Here is a 15187-nt window from a genome sequence, read left to right on the forward strand (position 1 = left end):
ATCCGTGCGCGCGCCACGAGGTTACTGCCTGAGGCTGACCAACTGGTTCAGCACGCCGTCCAGGCCGCCGAACACGGTCAGCTTGTCGATCTTCTCGGTGACCTTTTCCAAGGCCTCCAGCTCCTTCAGACGCATCAGCACCGGACTTTCCTCGATCAGACGCGCGGTGTTGAGCAGCGAACGGGTGGCGTTCGCCTCCTCGCGCCGGCGGATCACGTTGGCCTGGGCCGCCTTCTCCGCCTGCACCACGCTGTTGAGGATGTCCTTCATCTCGCCCGGCAGGATCACGTCCTTGACGCCCACGCCGAGCACCTCGATGCCCAGCTCGACGACACGGCCGCGCACGTAGGCGAAGATGTCCGCATCCAGCGAGGCCTTGTCGCCCAGCAGCTCGTCCAGCGTCTTGCCGGAGACCGCCTTGCGCAAGCCGTACTGCAGTTCGCGATAGAGGTAGTCGCCGTACTTGGCCACCTTCGTACGCGCGGCGACCGGATCGGTCACGCGCAGGCTGGCTGCCAGGTTCACCCGCAGGCTCACCTTGTCGCGGGTCAGCAGTTCCTGGCCCGACACTTCCAGCGACTGCACGCGCAGCTCGATCACCTCCGCCGCCACGTTCTTCCGGAAATTCCAGAACGCCCAGGCACCCGGCGCCAGCGTGCGCACCAGCTTGTTGTCGACGAACAGCAGGCCCGTCGATTCCACCGGCACGTCCACCATCACCGCCACCTTGCCGAGCCCGCCCAGCTGACGCAGACGACTGGCCACGCGCGCATCGATCTCCAGCGTTTCCACCAGCGAGACCGCCTGCACCTCGACCGGCACGATGCCCTTCCAGTACAGCTTGCGCGTACCCGGCGCCAGCACGTCTTCCAGCTTGCCGTCCTTCAGCACCAGACCGACCTGGTCGGTGCTGATGTCGGCCACCAGGAAGCACTCGGCCAGCGGGCCGTCCATCTGCGCCATCAACACCTCGGCATCGCTGCCGGCGTATTCCGGGCGGGTGAGGTTGTGCACCGTCACGGCGATGCGCTTGCGCGGGTCGAACAGGCGATGGACGCCCGGCGACAGCACGCGCTCGAAACGACGGTTGCGATACAGCAGACCGCGCTCGCCGTCGCCGATCACGATTTGCTTGAGCCAGAACATGGCGATACTCCTTGTCGATATTCCTTGTTTCGATCCGTATTGAATGAATCAGGGCCGTCGGATCGATGCGGGCCGTGATTTACTTCGGGATGCAATCACCCCTCCCTTTCGGGATAAACACGCGATTATCTTGAATAACCGCAAGCTTTATTGAAAAAGGCGGAAACGCCTCCCGACGATTGATCCAGCGAAGCCCGAACGCTTCGGAAGAGAGTCGGTCATCGGCTGATCACGGCGATGCCTTGCCACGATGTCGTTCGACGACCGACCGTCCGCCTTCAGGGGGCCGGCCCGGCTCGATCCTCGCTGCGTCATTCGATCCGCCCTCATCCCTGACGGGCGTGCCGCGTTCCACACGAGGCGTTTCCTGGTCGGAACTTTCGTTCCTAGTGTCATGACGTGACAGGTCATGGTTCTGGAGCGGGATTCGAACCCGCGACACTCGGTTTATGAGACCGATGCTCTACCCGTCTGAGCTATCCGTGGTTGACGTGCCGGATTCGAACCGGCGACCTGCAGCTTTCGCTGCCGCTCTACCGCTGAGCCAACGTCATCGCGGAACATCTCCCCGCAGGCCCGGCATACGCTGTCGGCAGAGCCGCGCGCACCGGGCGGGTCTTGGGAACCCGCGCCGCTGAAAGCCTTTGTGGCTGATGTTCCGTATGCCCGGCTGTCGTCAACCGGGCATTCGTATGGGCCGTGAAGACCCTGTTCGTATGGAATCCGATCCGCACACAGCCCGCGCCGAAGCATCGGGACGCAGCGCACATGCGCCGGTCTGCAGCCGTGCCCCTGCCTCGGCTGCACGCAACCGGATGCTTCAGGGCGTAGCAGATTCCTGCAAGGTGGTTCGATGCATGCGCATATCCGGCGAACGCCAAAAACAAAACGCCCCCGGGTATGGCGACCCGAGGGCGTTCGCGTTGCCTCGGGAGATCGGGGTGACCGATCTCCGCGAAGGGATCAGTCGATTATCGGAAAGCGGTTGCCAGGTCGTGCCTTTCATCGCGCGCAAACAAACCCGCGTCGCGATAGTCGCGCGACATACTTGGCTTATTCGTGGGGGCGAGGCGGAATGACATGGAAAGTTTCTTCATCGGATTATCGCCACAGCGGCGAAGGACGCAAACAATACGCGGATTATTTTTGAAGCGCAAGCGATTTTGTCGAATACCCGAATAATTCCTACAACCAGCCTTTCTGCCGCGCCAGCCGATACGCTTCGATGCGATTGGCGACGCCGAGTTTGCCGATCGCCTCGGACAGGTAATTGCGCACGGTGCCGTGCGACAGGTTCAGCTGTGCGGCGATGTCGCCCGCCGACTGTCCTTCGCCGGCCAGGCGCAAAACCTGGCGCTCGCGGTCGTTCAGCGGATCGGCTTCCGACCACGCCTCCAATGCCAGCTGCGGGTCGATCGCGCGGCCACCGCGATGCACGGTGCGCAAGGCCTCGGCCAGGTTTTCGGCGGGCGCGTCCTTCAGCAGGTAACCGGACACGCCGGCGTCCAGTGCGCGACGCAGGAAGCCGGGGCGCGCGAAGGTGGTGACGATGACCACCTTGATCGGCAGTTCGTGGCGCTGGATGCGCTGCGCCAGTTCCAGTCCGGTCAACCCGGGCATCTCGATATCGGTGACCAGCACGTCGGGCTTGAGCCGTTGCATATCCCGCCACGCCGCTTCGCCGTCCGCCGACGAACCAAGCACTTCGATGTCGCTTTCCAGGTTCAGCAGCGCCGACAGCGCGCCGCGCACCATCGCCTGGTCCTCGGCCAGCAGCACACGGATCATGCGATGACTCTCCGGTGTCGACGGGAGTGAAGGGTAGGCGTCATGGTCTGTGCGGGTATGGAAACATGGGTGGACTCACGCGATGGGCCGATCCGTAAACAACTGCGTCAGCGGCCCGGTCGTCGATGGCTCCGGCGCCGATCGCGGCGATTCGACCAGGCGCAGGATCGGCAGCGGCACCACCACCCGCAGGCGCGATCCCTGGCCACGCGGCGACTCGAACGCGAGCGTGCCGCCGAGCGCGCGCACGCGCTCGCGCATGCCGCTCAGGCCGTTGCCGTCGCTCTCGATGCCGCCGCGGCCGTTGTCGCTGATCTGCAGGCAGACGCTGCCCCGCTCGCGCGTCAGCTCGACCCGCGCCTGACTGGCGTCGGCGTGGCGCGCGATGTTGGTCACCGCCTCGCGCAACACCAGCGACAGGCCGCGCTCGACGTCGCCCGGCAAGTCGGCGGGCAGCTCGCCGTAATCCAGATGCACCCGCGAGGATTCCAGCAACAGCCGCGCCGAAGCCAGCTCGGCGGCGAGATCGGTGGCACGTATGCCGGTGACGGCGCAGCGCACTTCCGCCAACGCGTGGCGCGCGACCTTCTCCGCCTCTTCGACCTCGCGCCGGGCGGCCGCCACGTCACGGTCGAACAGCTTGCGCGACAGCTCCAGCTTCAGCGTGATCAGCGACAGGGTATGCCCGAGCAGGTCGTGCAGGTCGCGCCCGATCCGTTCGCGCTCCGCCGTGGCGGCGAGCCGGCGCACCTCGTCGTGCGAAAGGCTGAGGGCGGCATCCTTCTCCTGGTGGATCTGCTCGACCGTGACGATGGTGCAGATGACGAACACCGTGACCGGCATGATCACCAGCAGTGACTGCGGGTAGCCAATCCACCAGGCCAGCGCCACGTAGATCGCATTGAGCAGCAATACCTGGAGCACATAGCTGCGGAAGCGCCGCAGGTCGCAATGGCTCAGCATCACGCAGGCGTACACGAAGTAGCTGAGACCACTGGGATACCAGCGCAGCAGGCCGAAACACAACGCCGCCATGCCCCACGCGTAGAGATATGCCGTTCGCCGCGAAGCCAGTCGCAGCCTGGCGAACAACAGCAGGAACAGCGGATACGAGCCCAGCGTGCACAGCAGCCAGGTCGGCGTGTAGCCACGCAGGCCGTGGTCGAACAGCGGCGTGATGAAAATCCACATGGACCACAGCAGGTGCACGCCGGCGGCCCATGGCGACTTGCCCCGGCGCAGGTCGTCGGCCACCGCGGAATCGGGTGCCGGCACGAACCATCGGGCTGCGAAAGCGGGGATCATGACGTGGTCGGTCGCTGGGGGCCTGGTCTGCGGCATGCTACTTCAACCGTGCCGGCGCAGGCGCCTGGCGGCCAGCAGCGCGAAGCCCGCGGCAAAGCCGGCCAGCACCAGCACGTGCACCAGCAAGGGGCCGCGGTTCAGGCCCACCGCCGCCAGCGCCAGCTGGTCCAGGTGGTAGCTCGGCCATACCGGCGCGATCTGCTGCAGGGATTTCGGCAGCAGCGGCAGCGGCATCCACAGGCCGGACAGGAACGACATCGGCAGGTAGATCAGGTTCAGCATACCGGGGGCCCCCTGCCCCTTGATCAGGGTGCCGACGAACATGCCCAGCGCGCAGAACGGCAGCACGCCGAACATGCCGATGAGCAACAAGGCGCCGGCCTGCGCCGGGGTCAGCGTCACGTGGGCCAGCGTCAAAGCCATCGCCATCAGCAGCGCGATCACCGCTCCGGCCGCCGCCATCGCCATCAGCATCTTGCCCAGCAGGTAGGCGCCGGGCGGCATTGGCAGGGCGCGCTTGAAGGTCAGCAGGCCGCCGTCGCGCTCCAGCGCCAGCGACACGCCGAAACCGAACAGGCCCGGACTCATCACGCCGAACACGCCGTAGCTGGCCAGCAGGTAGCGTGCCGCGTCTGCGCTGTTCGACTTCGCCGTCAACACGCCGAACAGCAGGTAGAACATCGCGGGAAACAGCATGACCGGCAGCATGAAGCCGGGCGCGCGCAGGTAGCGCAGGCATTCGCTGCGCGCTTCTTCGAGATAGGCGCCGAGCACGCGGCGGCGCGGCATGTCGACGGCAGGCGCCGATGCAGCGACGGAAATGGCGGTTTGCATGTCAGGCAGCCTCGCGCTGGTCGGTGTCCGCGGCATCGCGGGTGAGTTCGGTGAACGCCTCGGCCAGGCCGGCGCGCTGCACTTCCAGTTCGCCGAGGACGGGGTCGGCGTCGAGCAGGCGGCGCACCACTGCCTCGGCCTGCGCGGTGGCGATACGCAGGTGACCGTCCTCGCGCGTGGCGGATGCCACGTTCGGCCAGGCCGCAACCGCTTCCGCATCGAGGTTGCTCACACAGCGGATGCGCGTGAGTGCCACCCGCTTGCGCAAGTCGTCCACGCTGCCCTCGCTGCGCACGCGGCCCTGACCGAGCACCACCACGCGCTGCGCCAGCGCCTCGGCTTCCTCCAGGTAATGCGTGGTGAGCACCACGGCGCAGCCTTCGGCGACCAGCGCGCGCATGGCCGCCCACAGCTTCTGCCGTGCGTCGATGTCCATGCCCACGGTGGGTTCGTCGAGGAACAGCAGCTCGGGACGCGCGCACAGCGCCAGCGCGAACTGCACGCGCCGCTGCTGGCCACCGGAAAGCTTGCCGTAGGGCCGCAGCAGCAGGTCGGCGATGCCGGCCAGCACGGCGGTCTCGTCGTAGCCACGCGGGTTCGGGTAATAGCTCATGGTCAGGCGCAACAGTTCGCCCACGCGCAGCGTGGGCGGCAGATTGGCCGACTGCAGCATCACGCCGATGCGCCGGCGCACCTCGATGCGCTGTGGGTCGAGCCCGAACAGTTCAGCGCGACCCGTGTCCGGGCGGATCAATCCCAGCAGCAGGCTGATGCTGGTGCTCTTGCCGGCACCGTTGGGGCCGAGCAGGGCGAGCAGTTCGCCGCGCCGCACGGCGAGGTCCACGCCATCCAGCGCGGTGAGTGGGCCGTAACGCTTCACGGCGGCGGCAAGGCGGGCAACGGTAGTGTCGTTCATGCGGGTGTCTCCTCCTGCCGCACAGTCTGGGCGGCGCGCCGCATCGGCCCCAGTCGCCGCCGTCAGCCATCGCGGGTGACAGGCGTCATCCGTACGGCAAATTTCGTCCCAAGCGCCTGATCAGGCAAGCAAAGCGCAGCGGCCATGGATCAGCCAGCCAGGCTCAGGGGGTACCGGGCAGGCCATGCCGCAGGTTATCCTCGGCGTTCGTGGATGCGCGCCCACCCGCCAAACCGGGCCACGCGCCGCGGGAGCCGGGCTCCCCCACGCACTACACGTTGGCCTGCTTCGCGCTGGGTGCGAGGCGCCGGCGGACCTGAGGAGATAGCCATGGGTGTGATCAACCAGCTGCGCGAACTGCGCGAATTCGGCGGCAAGCCGCGGACCACCGGCCTGGACGACGCCAGCATCGAGCGCATGGCGGCGAACGATCCCCTGCTGGGCCAGGCGATCGCCGAGGCGGTGGCGCGCCATCGCGAGCTGCGTGCCGACCTGGTCGATTTCCTCAAGCTCGATGAAGCCGAACAGCTCGTGCGGGTGCAGGCCGGCTTCGTCAACTTCTATCCCGACGACGCGATCAACCCGTACCTGCCGGCGGCCGCGCGCGGCCCGTGGATCGTCACCCTGAAGGGCGCCGTGGTGCACGACAACGGCGGCTACGGCATGCTCGGCTTCGGCCACAACGACCCGGCGATCCTGGCCGCGCTGGCCCGGCCGCAGGTGATGGCGAACGTGATGTCGCCCAGCGTGGCGCAGCTGCGCTTCACCGCGGCGCTGGACAAGGAGCTGGGCCGCAGCCGCGGCGGCAGCCCGTACACGCGCTACCTGTGCCTGAACTCCGGCTCCGAGTCGGTCTCGCTGGCCTGCCGCATCGCCGATGTCAACGCCAAGGCGATGACCGACACCGGCGCGCGCTACGCCGGCCGCACGATCAAGCGGCTGGCGGTGAAGGGTGCATTCCACGGCCGCACCGAGGCGCCGGCGCTGTACTCCGATTCCAGCCGCAAGACCTACCAGCAGAACCTCGCCAGCTACCGCCACGAGGACACCCTGATCACCGTGGCGCCCTACGACGTGGCGCAGCTGGAAGCCGCGTTCGCCGACGCCGACAAGCACGGCTGGTTCATCGAGGCGATGTTCCTGGAACCAGTGATGGGCGAAGGCGACCCCGGTCGCGCGGTGACGCCGGAGTTCTACAAGGCCGCCCGCGCGCTCACTGAATCGCACGGTACCCTCTTGCTGGTCGACTCGATCCAGGCCGGCCTGCGCGCCCACGGCGTGCTGTCGTTCGTGGACTACCCCGGCTTCGAGGGCCTGCCGCCGCCGGACATGGAAACCTTCTCCAAGGCGCTCAACGCCGGCCAGTATCCGCTGTCGGTATTGGCTGTCGGCGAACACGCCGCCGGGCTGTACCGCAAGGGCATCTACGGCAACACCATGACCGCCAACCCGCGCGCGCTGGACGTGGCACTGGCCACGCTGGGCGAGCTCAGCGACGCCGTGCGCAGCAACATCCGCGAGCGTGGCAAGGAATTCGTCGACAAGCTCAACGCGCTGAAGGGCGAGCTGGGCGGCCTGATCACCAAGGTGCAGGGCACCGGCCTGCTGTTCTCCTGCGAGCTGGCCCCGGAATACAAGTGCTACGGCGCCGGTTCCACCGAGGAATACATGCGCGAGCACGGCGTCGGCGTGATCCACGGCGGCACCAATTCGCTGCGTTTCACCCCGCACTTCAACGTCACCAGCGCCGAGGTCGACCTGATCGTGTCGCACGTGCGCAAAGCGCTGCTGGAAGGGCCGCGCAAGGCCAAGGCCGAGGCGGCCTGAGCGGAGACGGCTGCGGCGACACTTGACACGTCGCCGCAGCTGAATACTTCGTGCATGTCAGGTTTCACCCACTCCCGCCATGGCGGCCGTCCGGCATAGACTGTCCGGGCCGGTGCTTGCCGGTCACCTAGGGAGGGTTCAACGATGTCGATGTCACTTCGCCTGCTTGTCGCCAGTGCTGCCTTCGCTTTCGCTGGTGCCGCCTTCGCGGCCGCACCGCAAGCCAGCACCACCGCTCCGGCCACCAAGGTCCACACGGCGCAGCAGCAGCGCATGGTCGATTGCAACAAGCAAGCCACCGGCAAGAAAGGGGCCGAGCGCAAGACCTTCATGAGCACCTGCCTGAAGGGTGGCAGCACTGCCGCCGCGGCACCGGCCACCGCAACGGCCGCCGCGCCCACGGCGAAACAGACCCAGCAGGAAAAGATGAAGGCCTGCAACGCCGACGCCAAGACGAAGGCGCTCAAGGGCGCGGAGCGCAAGACCTTCATGAGCAGCTGTCTCAAGGGCGACGCAGCCGCCACGCCGTAAGACCTCAAGACCTCCTGCAACTCCGGCCCCGCCGACGTATGCCTGTCCATGCGTGCGCCGGCGGGGCCGCTTCGTTAAGCTCCCCGACTGTCACGCCCTCGACGCCCGGAAGACAGCCACCCATGAAGATCGTCGAAGTCCGCCATCCGCTGATCCAGCACAAGCTCGGCCTGATGCGCCGCGCCGGCATCAGCACCAAGGAGTTCCGCGAGCTGGCCTCCGAGGTCGCCGCCCTGCTCACCTACGAGGCCACCAAGGACCTGGAAACCGTCGAGGAAGAGATCGAGGGTTGGGCCGGCCCGCTGCAGGTGCACCGGATCAAGGGCAGGAAGATCACCATCGTGCCGATCCTGCGCGCCGGCCTGGGCATGCTGCCCGGCGTGCTCGACATGATCCCGGCCGCCAAGGTCAGCGTGGTCGGCCTGCAGCGCGACGAGCAGACGCTGAAGCCGACCACCTACTACGAAAAACTCAGCGGCCGCATGGACGAGCGCATCGCGCTGATCGTCGACCCGATGCTGGCCACTGCCGGCACACTGGTCGCCACCGTCGACATGCTCAAGGCGGCCGGCTGCAAACGCATCAAGGGACTGTTCCTGGTCGCCGCGCCGGAAGGCCTGGAGCGCATCACCGCCGCCCATCCCGACATCGAGATCTATACCGCCGCGATCGACCAGCGCCTCAACGAACACGGCTACATCCTGCCCGGCCTCGGCGACGCCGGCGACAAGATCTTCGGCACCAAGCAGCTGCCGGCGAACGGCTGACCGATACCAGCCGCGCAGGAGCCCGCCCGCCTCAGCGGCCGAAGCGGTCGGTCGCCTCCACCAGCTCGTGCACGTTGCCCGGCTCGAACGCCGAATGACCGGCGTCCTGCACGATCCGCAGGTCCGCCTCGGGCCACGCGCGATGCAGGTCCCACGCGCTGCGCAGCGGGCACACCACGTCGTAGCGACCCTGCACGATCACCGCCGGAATGTTCCGGATGCGCTCGACGTTGCGCAGCAACTGGTCGTCGTGCTCGAAGAAGCCGCCGTTGACGAAGTAGTGGCACTCGATGCGCGCGAACGCCAGCGCAAACTCGTCCTCGCCGCTGGACTCGATGTGCGACTCGTCCTGCCACAGGAAGCTGGTGGCGCCCTCCCATACCGACCAGGCACGCGCTGCATCGGTGCGCGTCTTCGCGTCGGCGCTGGTCAGGCGGCGGTGATAAGCGCTCATCAGGTCGCCGCGCTCGACTTCGGGGATCGCGTTGAGATAGGTCTCCCACGCATCCGGATAAAGCGCGTCGCAACCCTTCTGGTAGAACCATTCCAGTTCCCAGCGCCGCAGCATGAAGATGCCGCGCAGCACCAGCTCGGTGAGCTTGTCCGGGTGCGCCTGTGCATACGCCAGCGCCAGCGTGGAGCCCCACGAGCCGCCGAACACCTGCCAGCGGTCGATGCCCAGGTGCTCGCGCACGCGCTCGATGTCGGCGACCAGGTCCCAGGTGGTGTTGTCGGTCAGCTCCGCATGCGGCGTGGACTTGCCGCAGCCGCGCTGGTCGAACAGCACGATGCGGTACACCGCAGGATCGAAGAAGCGCCGGCACTTCGCATTGGTACCGCCGCCCGGGCCGCCATGCAGGAACACCACCGGCTTGCCGTTCGGGTTGCCGCTCTGCTCGTAGTACAGCGTGTGCAGGGGTGAGACCGGCAGGAAGCCGCTGTCGAATGGCTCGATTTCGGGATACAGCGAACGCAGCGGCGACGACGGCATGACGGCTCCTCAAGGTCGACAGACAAGCCGCCAAGACTAGCACGGGCGCGGCCTGCCGGGCCTTCAGTCGTCCGCGAACAGCTTGCCGGGATTGAGGATGCCGTTGGGATCGAACACCTTGCGCACGCCGCGCATCAACGCGATTTCCGCCGCGCTGCGGGTGCTTTCCAGGTAGGCCCGCTTGACCAGGCCAATGCCGTGCTCGGCCGAGATGCTGCCGCCGTGGCGCTGCAGCGTCACTGCCAGCAGTTTGGTGACGTGTTCGCACTGGGCAATGAACGCGTCCTCCGCCAGGCCGTCCGGGCGCAGCACGTTGATATGCAGGTTGCCGTCGCCGATATGGCCGAACCAGACCACCTCGGCCTGCGGATACTCGCGCGCCAGCAACGCCTGCATCTCATGCAGGAACGCCGGCACCGCGCTGATCCGCACCGACACGTCGTTCTTGTACGGCCGCCGCGGCGCCAGGCTTTCGGTGATGCCCTCGCGCAGCCGCCACAGCACGGCGGCCTGCGCCTCGCTCTGCGCGATCACGCCGTCGCCGATCCAGCCTTCCGCCATGCCCTGCTCGAACGCGGCGAGCGCCGCCTCCTGCTGCCGCTCGTCGGCCGCATCGAACTCGGTCACCACGTAGTACGGGTAATCGCCGTCGATGGCGCGCTGCGCGCCGTGCGCCAGCACGTGCCGCAACGCGTGGTCGGTGAAGAACTCGAACGCCTGCAACGCCAGCCGCGCGCGGAACAGCGCGAACACCTGCATCAGCGCGTCCATGTCCGGCAGCGCCAGCAGCATCACCTGCGACGGTGGCGGCGGCTCGGTGAGCTTCAGCGTCGCCTCCACTACGATGCCCAGCGTGCCTTCCGAGCCGACCAGCAACTGGCGGAAATCGTAGCCGCTGGAGTTCTTGATCAGGCCGCGGTTGAGTTCAAGCAACTCGCCGTTGCCGGCCACCACTTTCAGCCCGGCGATCCATTCGCGCGTGTTGCCGTGGCGGATCACTCGGATGCCACCGGCATCGGTGGCAATGTTGCCGCCGATGGAGCACGAGCCGCGCGCGGCGAAATCGACCGGGTAGAACAGGCCGTGCTCGCGCGCCGCCTCGTGCACGTGCTGCAGGATCACCCCCGGCTGCACGGTGAGCGTGCGGTCGACCGCATTGAAATCCAGCACCCGGTTCATACGCTCCAGGCTCAGCACCAGCTCGCCGTTGGCCGCCACCGCGCCGCCGGACAGGCCGGTGCGGCCGCCGGACGGCACGATCGCCACGCGCTGTTCGTTCGCCCAGCGCACGATCGCCTGCACCTCTTCCGCACTGGTCGGCAACGCAATCGCCAGCGGCGCGGGAATCCAGCGCCGGGTCCAGTCGCGGCCGTAATGCTCGAGGTCGCCGGCGGCGGTCAGCAGACGCAGGCCAGGCAGGCGGCGGACGAGATCGGCGAGACGGGCATCGGACATGCGGGGCTCCTGGGTATCTGCACAGACTGCCAGCGACGCCGGATGGCGTCCAGTGTTGCAGTGCGACATATCCTCGCCTACTCTGGCAAGATCCACCCTCCACTCGACCCGGACCGACCCATGCAGACCTCCTACCCCCGCCAGGACATCAAGGTATTGCTGCTGGAGGGCGTCAGTGCCAGTGCGGTCGAGAATTTCCGCCGCGCCGGCTACAGCCAGGTCGAGCTGCATGCGAAGTCGTTGCCGGAAGACGAACTGAAGGCGCGCATCGCCGACGCGCACATCGTCGGCATCCGCTCGCGCACCCAGCTCACCGCCGAGGTGCTGGCCCAGGCCAAGCGGCTGATCGCGGTGGGTTGCTTCTGCATCGGCACCAACCAGGTGGATCTGGGTGCCGCCCGCAAGCTCGGCGTGCCGGTGTTCAACGCACCCTATTCCAACACCCGCAGCGTGGCGGAGCTGGTGATCGCCGAGGCGATCATGCTGCTGCGCGGCATCCCGCAGAAGAACGCGCTGTGCCATCGCGGCGGCTGGACCAAGTCGGCCAGCGGCAGCTACGAGACCCGCGACAAAGTGCTCGGCATCGTCGGCTACGGCCACATCGGCACCCAGGTCGGCGTGCTGGCCGAGAGCCTGGGCATGCGGGTGATCTTCCACGACATCGAGACCAAGCTGGCGCTGGGCAACGCCCGTGCGGTGTCCAGCCTGGACGAACTGCTGGAACGTTCCGACGTGGTCACCCTGCACGTGCCGGAAACCCCTGCGACCCAGCTGATGATCCGCCGCGAGCAACTGGCGAAGATGCGCGCCGGCGCGATGCTGATCAACGCCTCGCGCGGCAGCGTGGTGGACATCGACGCCCTGGCTGCGGCGCTGCGCGAAGGCCACCTGGCCGGGGCTGCGGTGGACGTGTTCCCGAGCGAGCCCAAGGGCAACGACGACCCCTTCGTCTCGCCGCTGGTCGGCATGGACAACGTGATCCTGACCCCGCACATCGGCGGCAGCACACTGGAGGCGCAGGACAACATCGGCATCGAGGTCGCCAGCAAGCTGATCCGTTACAGCGACAACGGTTCGACCCTGTCGGCGGTGAACTTCCCGGAAGTCACCCTGCCCGAACACCCGCACAGCCGCCGCCTGCTGCACATCCACCGCAACGTGCCTGGCACGCTGTCGCGCATCAACGAACTGTTCTCGGCCGGCAACATCAACATCGACGCGCAGTTCCTGCAAACCGACAGCGAAGTCGGCTACGTGGTGATCGACGTGAGTGCCGACGAGGCCCAGGCGAATGACCTCAAGGCGAAGCTGGCGGCGATCCCGGGCACCTTGCGCAGCCGCGTCCTGTATTGAAGCAGGCCGGTGGGTGACAGCACGAGGGGCGCCAGCGCGCACCTCGTGTCAACGCAAAAAGCACCGCCGGCCCTTGCTCAGTGGCCGATTTCCTTGCTGACCTGGTTTTCCTGCTGGTCCAGCGTCTTCTGCTCTTGCCGGGTGACGTGGCCGTGGTTCTGGCTGGCCATGTCGCGCTCCTCCTGGCGGATCCGGTGATCGTCCTGATGCAACTTGGCTGCATCGGCCTTGCTCATGTCGCCTTCCTTCACTTCGTCGCGGATCCGCGCGTTCTGGTGGTGCAGGCGGTCGTTGACCTGTTCGCGGCGTGGGTGGTGCTTCTGCCACTTCGTATCGACATCCTTTGCGGCGCACACCGTCGTGCCCGCGACAGCAACCAGCAGGGTGGCAATCAGCATGGACTGGATCTTCATGGATGGGTCTCCGTCGGTCTCGGTTGGAATGACGGCCGCCGGTGCTGCCGGCGCCCGCGAGACGCATCCTACGGAGCCGATCCGGCACTCCACCAGTGGGTCGCAAGCAGAGCCAGCACCTGCGGTTCAGATGCCTGCCCGCGGACTAAACGCAGGAATTCGCGGCGGGCTTTCCTGTCAACCGGACCGGGCAGCTGTGCGTGTCTGCCTGGTTCCACCGCGCTTGCCCACGGCCGCCTTCCCTGCCGGCGCCTTGCTTGCCGCGTCGGCGCCATCGGCACCTGCAGGAGGTGATCCCTTGCGCGATCCGCTGGTCTTGCCGGAAGCGCGGCGCTGCTCGAGGCGATGCTCTTCGCGGAACGCGTCCATGTAGGCCTTCAGTTCGCTCCGTTTCCTCGCACTGGTGTCCGGCCCGGAAAGCCGACCCTCGTCGATGCCCCGCAGCATCCGCTGCAACAGGTCGTAATCGTGGTAATCGCGGTAGGGCTTGAGATCAAGATCCGCCGGCACCTTGACCAGGCGCTCGTCGCCGATCGACTTCACGTACTTCTGCATGAAGCGATCGTAGGCGGCCCAAGTGATCCGTTCGGCGTTCACCGCCGCCTCTTCGGCGCGGGTCGCGATCTGGTGTGCGTGCAGATAGTGCAGGCCCAACTGGTCGATCAGGGTCTTTTCCACCTCCTCGTGCAGGATCAGGAAGCGGTCCACCTCGATGCTGCGCCCGCGGAACGTGAAGCTCTCCGGCAAATGGCGGTCGATGTAGATGGTCTTGCCATCCTTGCTGTAACCGGCGAGGTAGGGAATGTCGTGCTCGCGATCGAGCTTCTTCACCCGCCGCAGGATCGCGTCCAGCGCACGGTCCAGCATCAACGCCGAGACGTACCAGTCGGGGGCCTTCAATCTCACGTGCGGGGCGCAGGGATGACAGCTGTTCGACGGCATGACGGCATCTCCCGGAGGTGGAAATCTCCAGCCGGAGCCTACCCCACGGCACACCTCGGATGCATCACTTGGACGGCCACAGGTGGCGCCGGCCAAAACAGGAAACGGCGCCGGGGCGCCGTTTCTGTCGAGTCTTGCCGAATTGGTCGGGGCGGCCGGATTTGAACCGACGACCCTCTGCCCCCCAGGCAGATGCGCTACCAGGCTGCGCTACGCCCCGACGAAACGGCAAACGACGATTCTAGCAGCTTGATGCCCGCTGCCGGAAGCACGAATCGCGCTTCAGCGGCGCAGCAGGGTCAATACTTCTTCCAGCTCCATGCGCACCTGGCGCACGATCTGGTGGGAGATGCTCGCTTCCATCCGCGCCTGCGGGCCTTCCAGCCGCGCGCGCGCGCCGGTGATGGTGAAACCCTCGTCGTACAGCAGCGAGCGGATCTGGCGGATCATCAGCACGTCGTGGCGCTGGTAGTAGCGGCGGTTGCCGCGGCGCTTGACCGGATTGAGCGCGGGAAACTCCTGCTCCCAGTAGCGCAGCACATGGGGCTTCACACCGCACAACTCGCCGACCTCACCGATGGTGAAGTAGCGCTTGGCCGGGATGGCAGGCAGTTCGGTGTTATTCCCTTGATCCAGCATAGCCCTCGACTCTTACCTTGAGTTTCTGTCCCGGTCGGAACGTCACCACGCGCCGGGCGGAGATCGGGATCTCCTCGCCGGTCTTCGGATTGCGTCCAGGTCGCTGGTTCTTCAGCCGCAGGTCGAAATTGCCGAAGCCGGACAACTTCACCTGTTCGCCGTTTTCCAGTGCTCCGCGAACCACCTCGAAATAGGCGTCCACGAACTCCTTGGCCTCACGCTTGTTGAGGCCCACGTCGAGGAAAAGCCGCTCGGCCATTTCCGCCTTGGTCAGCGCCAT

Annotated in this window: 15 protein-coding genes and 2 tRNA genes; 4 read left to right on the forward strand and 13 right to left on the reverse strand. The window is 66.7% G+C overall.

The genetic code is table 11. The annotated features are described in order from the left end of the window. Window positions 1-21 precede the first annotated feature (21 nt). From IMW82_RS05995 to IMW82_RS06020, 6 genes are all read right to left on the reverse strand, one after another. A complete protein-coding gene (locus IMW82_RS05995) occupies window positions 22-1146 on the reverse strand; it encodes a slipin family protein (protein ID WP_108472411.1) in 1125 nt (374 codons plus the stop codon). Between the two features lie 483 nt (window positions 1147-1629). Next, window positions 1630-1699: transfer RNA gene (locus IMW82_RS06000), tRNA-OTHER, on the reverse strand. A gap of 632 nt (window positions 1700-2331) precedes the next feature. Further along, window positions 2332-2934, reverse strand: coding sequence for a response regulator transcription factor (locus IMW82_RS06005; RefSeq protein WP_108472410.1), 603 nt, complete (start codon window positions 2932-2934; stop codon window positions 2332-2334). 75 nt (window positions 2935-3009) lie between these two features. Then, window positions 3010-4239: a sensor histidine kinase gene (locus IMW82_RS06010; protein WP_108472409.1), complete on the reverse strand. Its 1230-nt coding sequence runs from the start codon at window positions 4237-4239 to the stop codon at window positions 3010-3012. Window positions 4240-4281: 42 nt separating this feature from the next. Beyond that, a complete protein-coding gene (locus IMW82_RS06015) occupies window positions 4282-5073 on the reverse strand; it encodes an ABC transporter permease (protein ID WP_108472408.1) in 792 nt (263 codons plus the stop codon). A 1-nt stretch (window position 5074) separates the two neighbouring features. Then, entirely contained in the window at window positions 5075-5989 is a 915-nt protein-coding gene (locus IMW82_RS06020) for an ABC transporter ATP-binding protein (protein ID WP_108472407.1), read from the reverse strand. 330 nt (window positions 5990-6319) lie between these two features. On the opposite strand from IMW82_RS06020, the gene IMW82_RS06025 reads away from it, so the two are divergent. The 3 genes from IMW82_RS06025 to upp all read left to right on the forward strand — a co-directional run bounded on the left by IMW82_RS06025 (window position 6320) and on the right by upp (window position 9114). Then, entirely contained in the window at window positions 6320-7816 is a 1497-nt protein-coding gene (locus tag IMW82_RS06025) for an aminotransferase class III-fold pyridoxal phosphate-dependent enzyme (protein WP_108472406.1), read from the forward strand. A gap of 144 nt (window positions 7817-7960) precedes the next feature. Next, complete coding sequence (locus IMW82_RS06030; protein ID WP_108472405.1) at window positions 7961-8347, forward strand: PsiF family protein; 387 nt, start codon at window positions 7961-7963, stop codon at window positions 8345-8347. A 122-nt stretch (window positions 8348-8469) separates the two neighbouring features. Then, complete coding sequence (gene upp / locus IMW82_RS06035; protein ID WP_108472404.1) at window positions 8470-9114, forward strand: uracil phosphoribosyltransferase; 645 nt, start codon at window positions 8470-8472, stop codon at window positions 9112-9114. A gap of 31 nt (window positions 9115-9145) precedes the next feature. Here upp and pip read toward each other — a convergent pair whose 3' ends face one another. Together pip and IMW82_RS06045 are read right to left on the reverse strand one after the other, a co-directional pair. Continuing rightward, window positions 9146-10105, reverse strand: a complete 960-nt coding sequence (pip, locus tag IMW82_RS06040; RefSeq protein ID WP_108472403.1) for a prolyl aminopeptidase — start codon at window positions 10103-10105, stop codon at window positions 9146-9148. A gap of 63 nt (window positions 10106-10168) precedes the next feature. Next, on the reverse strand, window positions 10169-11560 hold the full coding sequence (locus IMW82_RS06045; RefSeq protein WP_108472402.1) for an FAD-binding oxidoreductase: 1392 nt from the start codon (window positions 11558-11560) through the stop codon (window positions 10169-10171). A 120-nt stretch (window positions 11561-11680) separates the two neighbouring features. On the opposite strand from IMW82_RS06045, the gene serA reads away from it, so the two are divergent. Then, window positions 11681-12913, forward strand: a complete 1233-nt coding sequence (serA, locus tag IMW82_RS06050) for a phosphoglycerate dehydrogenase (protein WP_108472401.1) — start codon at window positions 11681-11683, stop codon at window positions 12911-12913. A 77-nt stretch (window positions 12914-12990) separates the two neighbouring features. Here serA and IMW82_RS06055 read toward each other — a convergent pair whose 3' ends face one another. From IMW82_RS06055 to ihfA, 5 genes are all read right to left on the reverse strand, one after another. Continuing rightward, entirely contained in the window at window positions 12991-13326 is a 336-nt protein-coding gene (locus IMW82_RS06055) for a hypothetical protein (RefSeq protein WP_108472400.1), read from the reverse strand. Between the two features lie 177 nt (window positions 13327-13503). Further along, window positions 13504-14268 (reverse strand): hypothetical protein, encoded by a 765-nt coding sequence (locus IMW82_RS06060; RefSeq protein WP_159082207.1) that lies wholly within the window; start codon window positions 14266-14268, stop codon window positions 13504-13506. A gap of 143 nt (window positions 14269-14411) precedes the next feature. After that, a tRNA-Pro gene (locus IMW82_RS06065) sits at window positions 14412-14488 on the reverse strand. Window positions 14489-14550: 62 nt separating this feature from the next. Then, window positions 14551-14907 carry a MerR family transcriptional regulator gene (locus IMW82_RS06070; RefSeq protein WP_056386704.1) on the reverse strand — a complete coding sequence of 119 codons (357 nt, stop codon included), beginning with the start codon at window positions 14905-14907 and terminating at the stop codon, window positions 14551-14553. Continuing rightward, window positions 14888-15187 (reverse strand): integration host factor subunit alpha, encoded by a 300-nt coding sequence (gene ihfA, locus IMW82_RS06075; RefSeq protein ID WP_007804491.1) that lies wholly within the window; start codon window positions 15185-15187, stop codon window positions 14888-14890. The genes IMW82_RS06070 and ihfA overlap by 20 nt, the downstream gene beginning before the upstream one ends.

It is taken from the genome of Rhodanobacter sp. B2A1Ga4, from assembly GCF_018101315.1.
GTDB lineage: Bacteria > Pseudomonadota > Gammaproteobacteria > Xanthomonadales > Rhodanobacteraceae > Rhodanobacter > Rhodanobacter thiooxydans_A.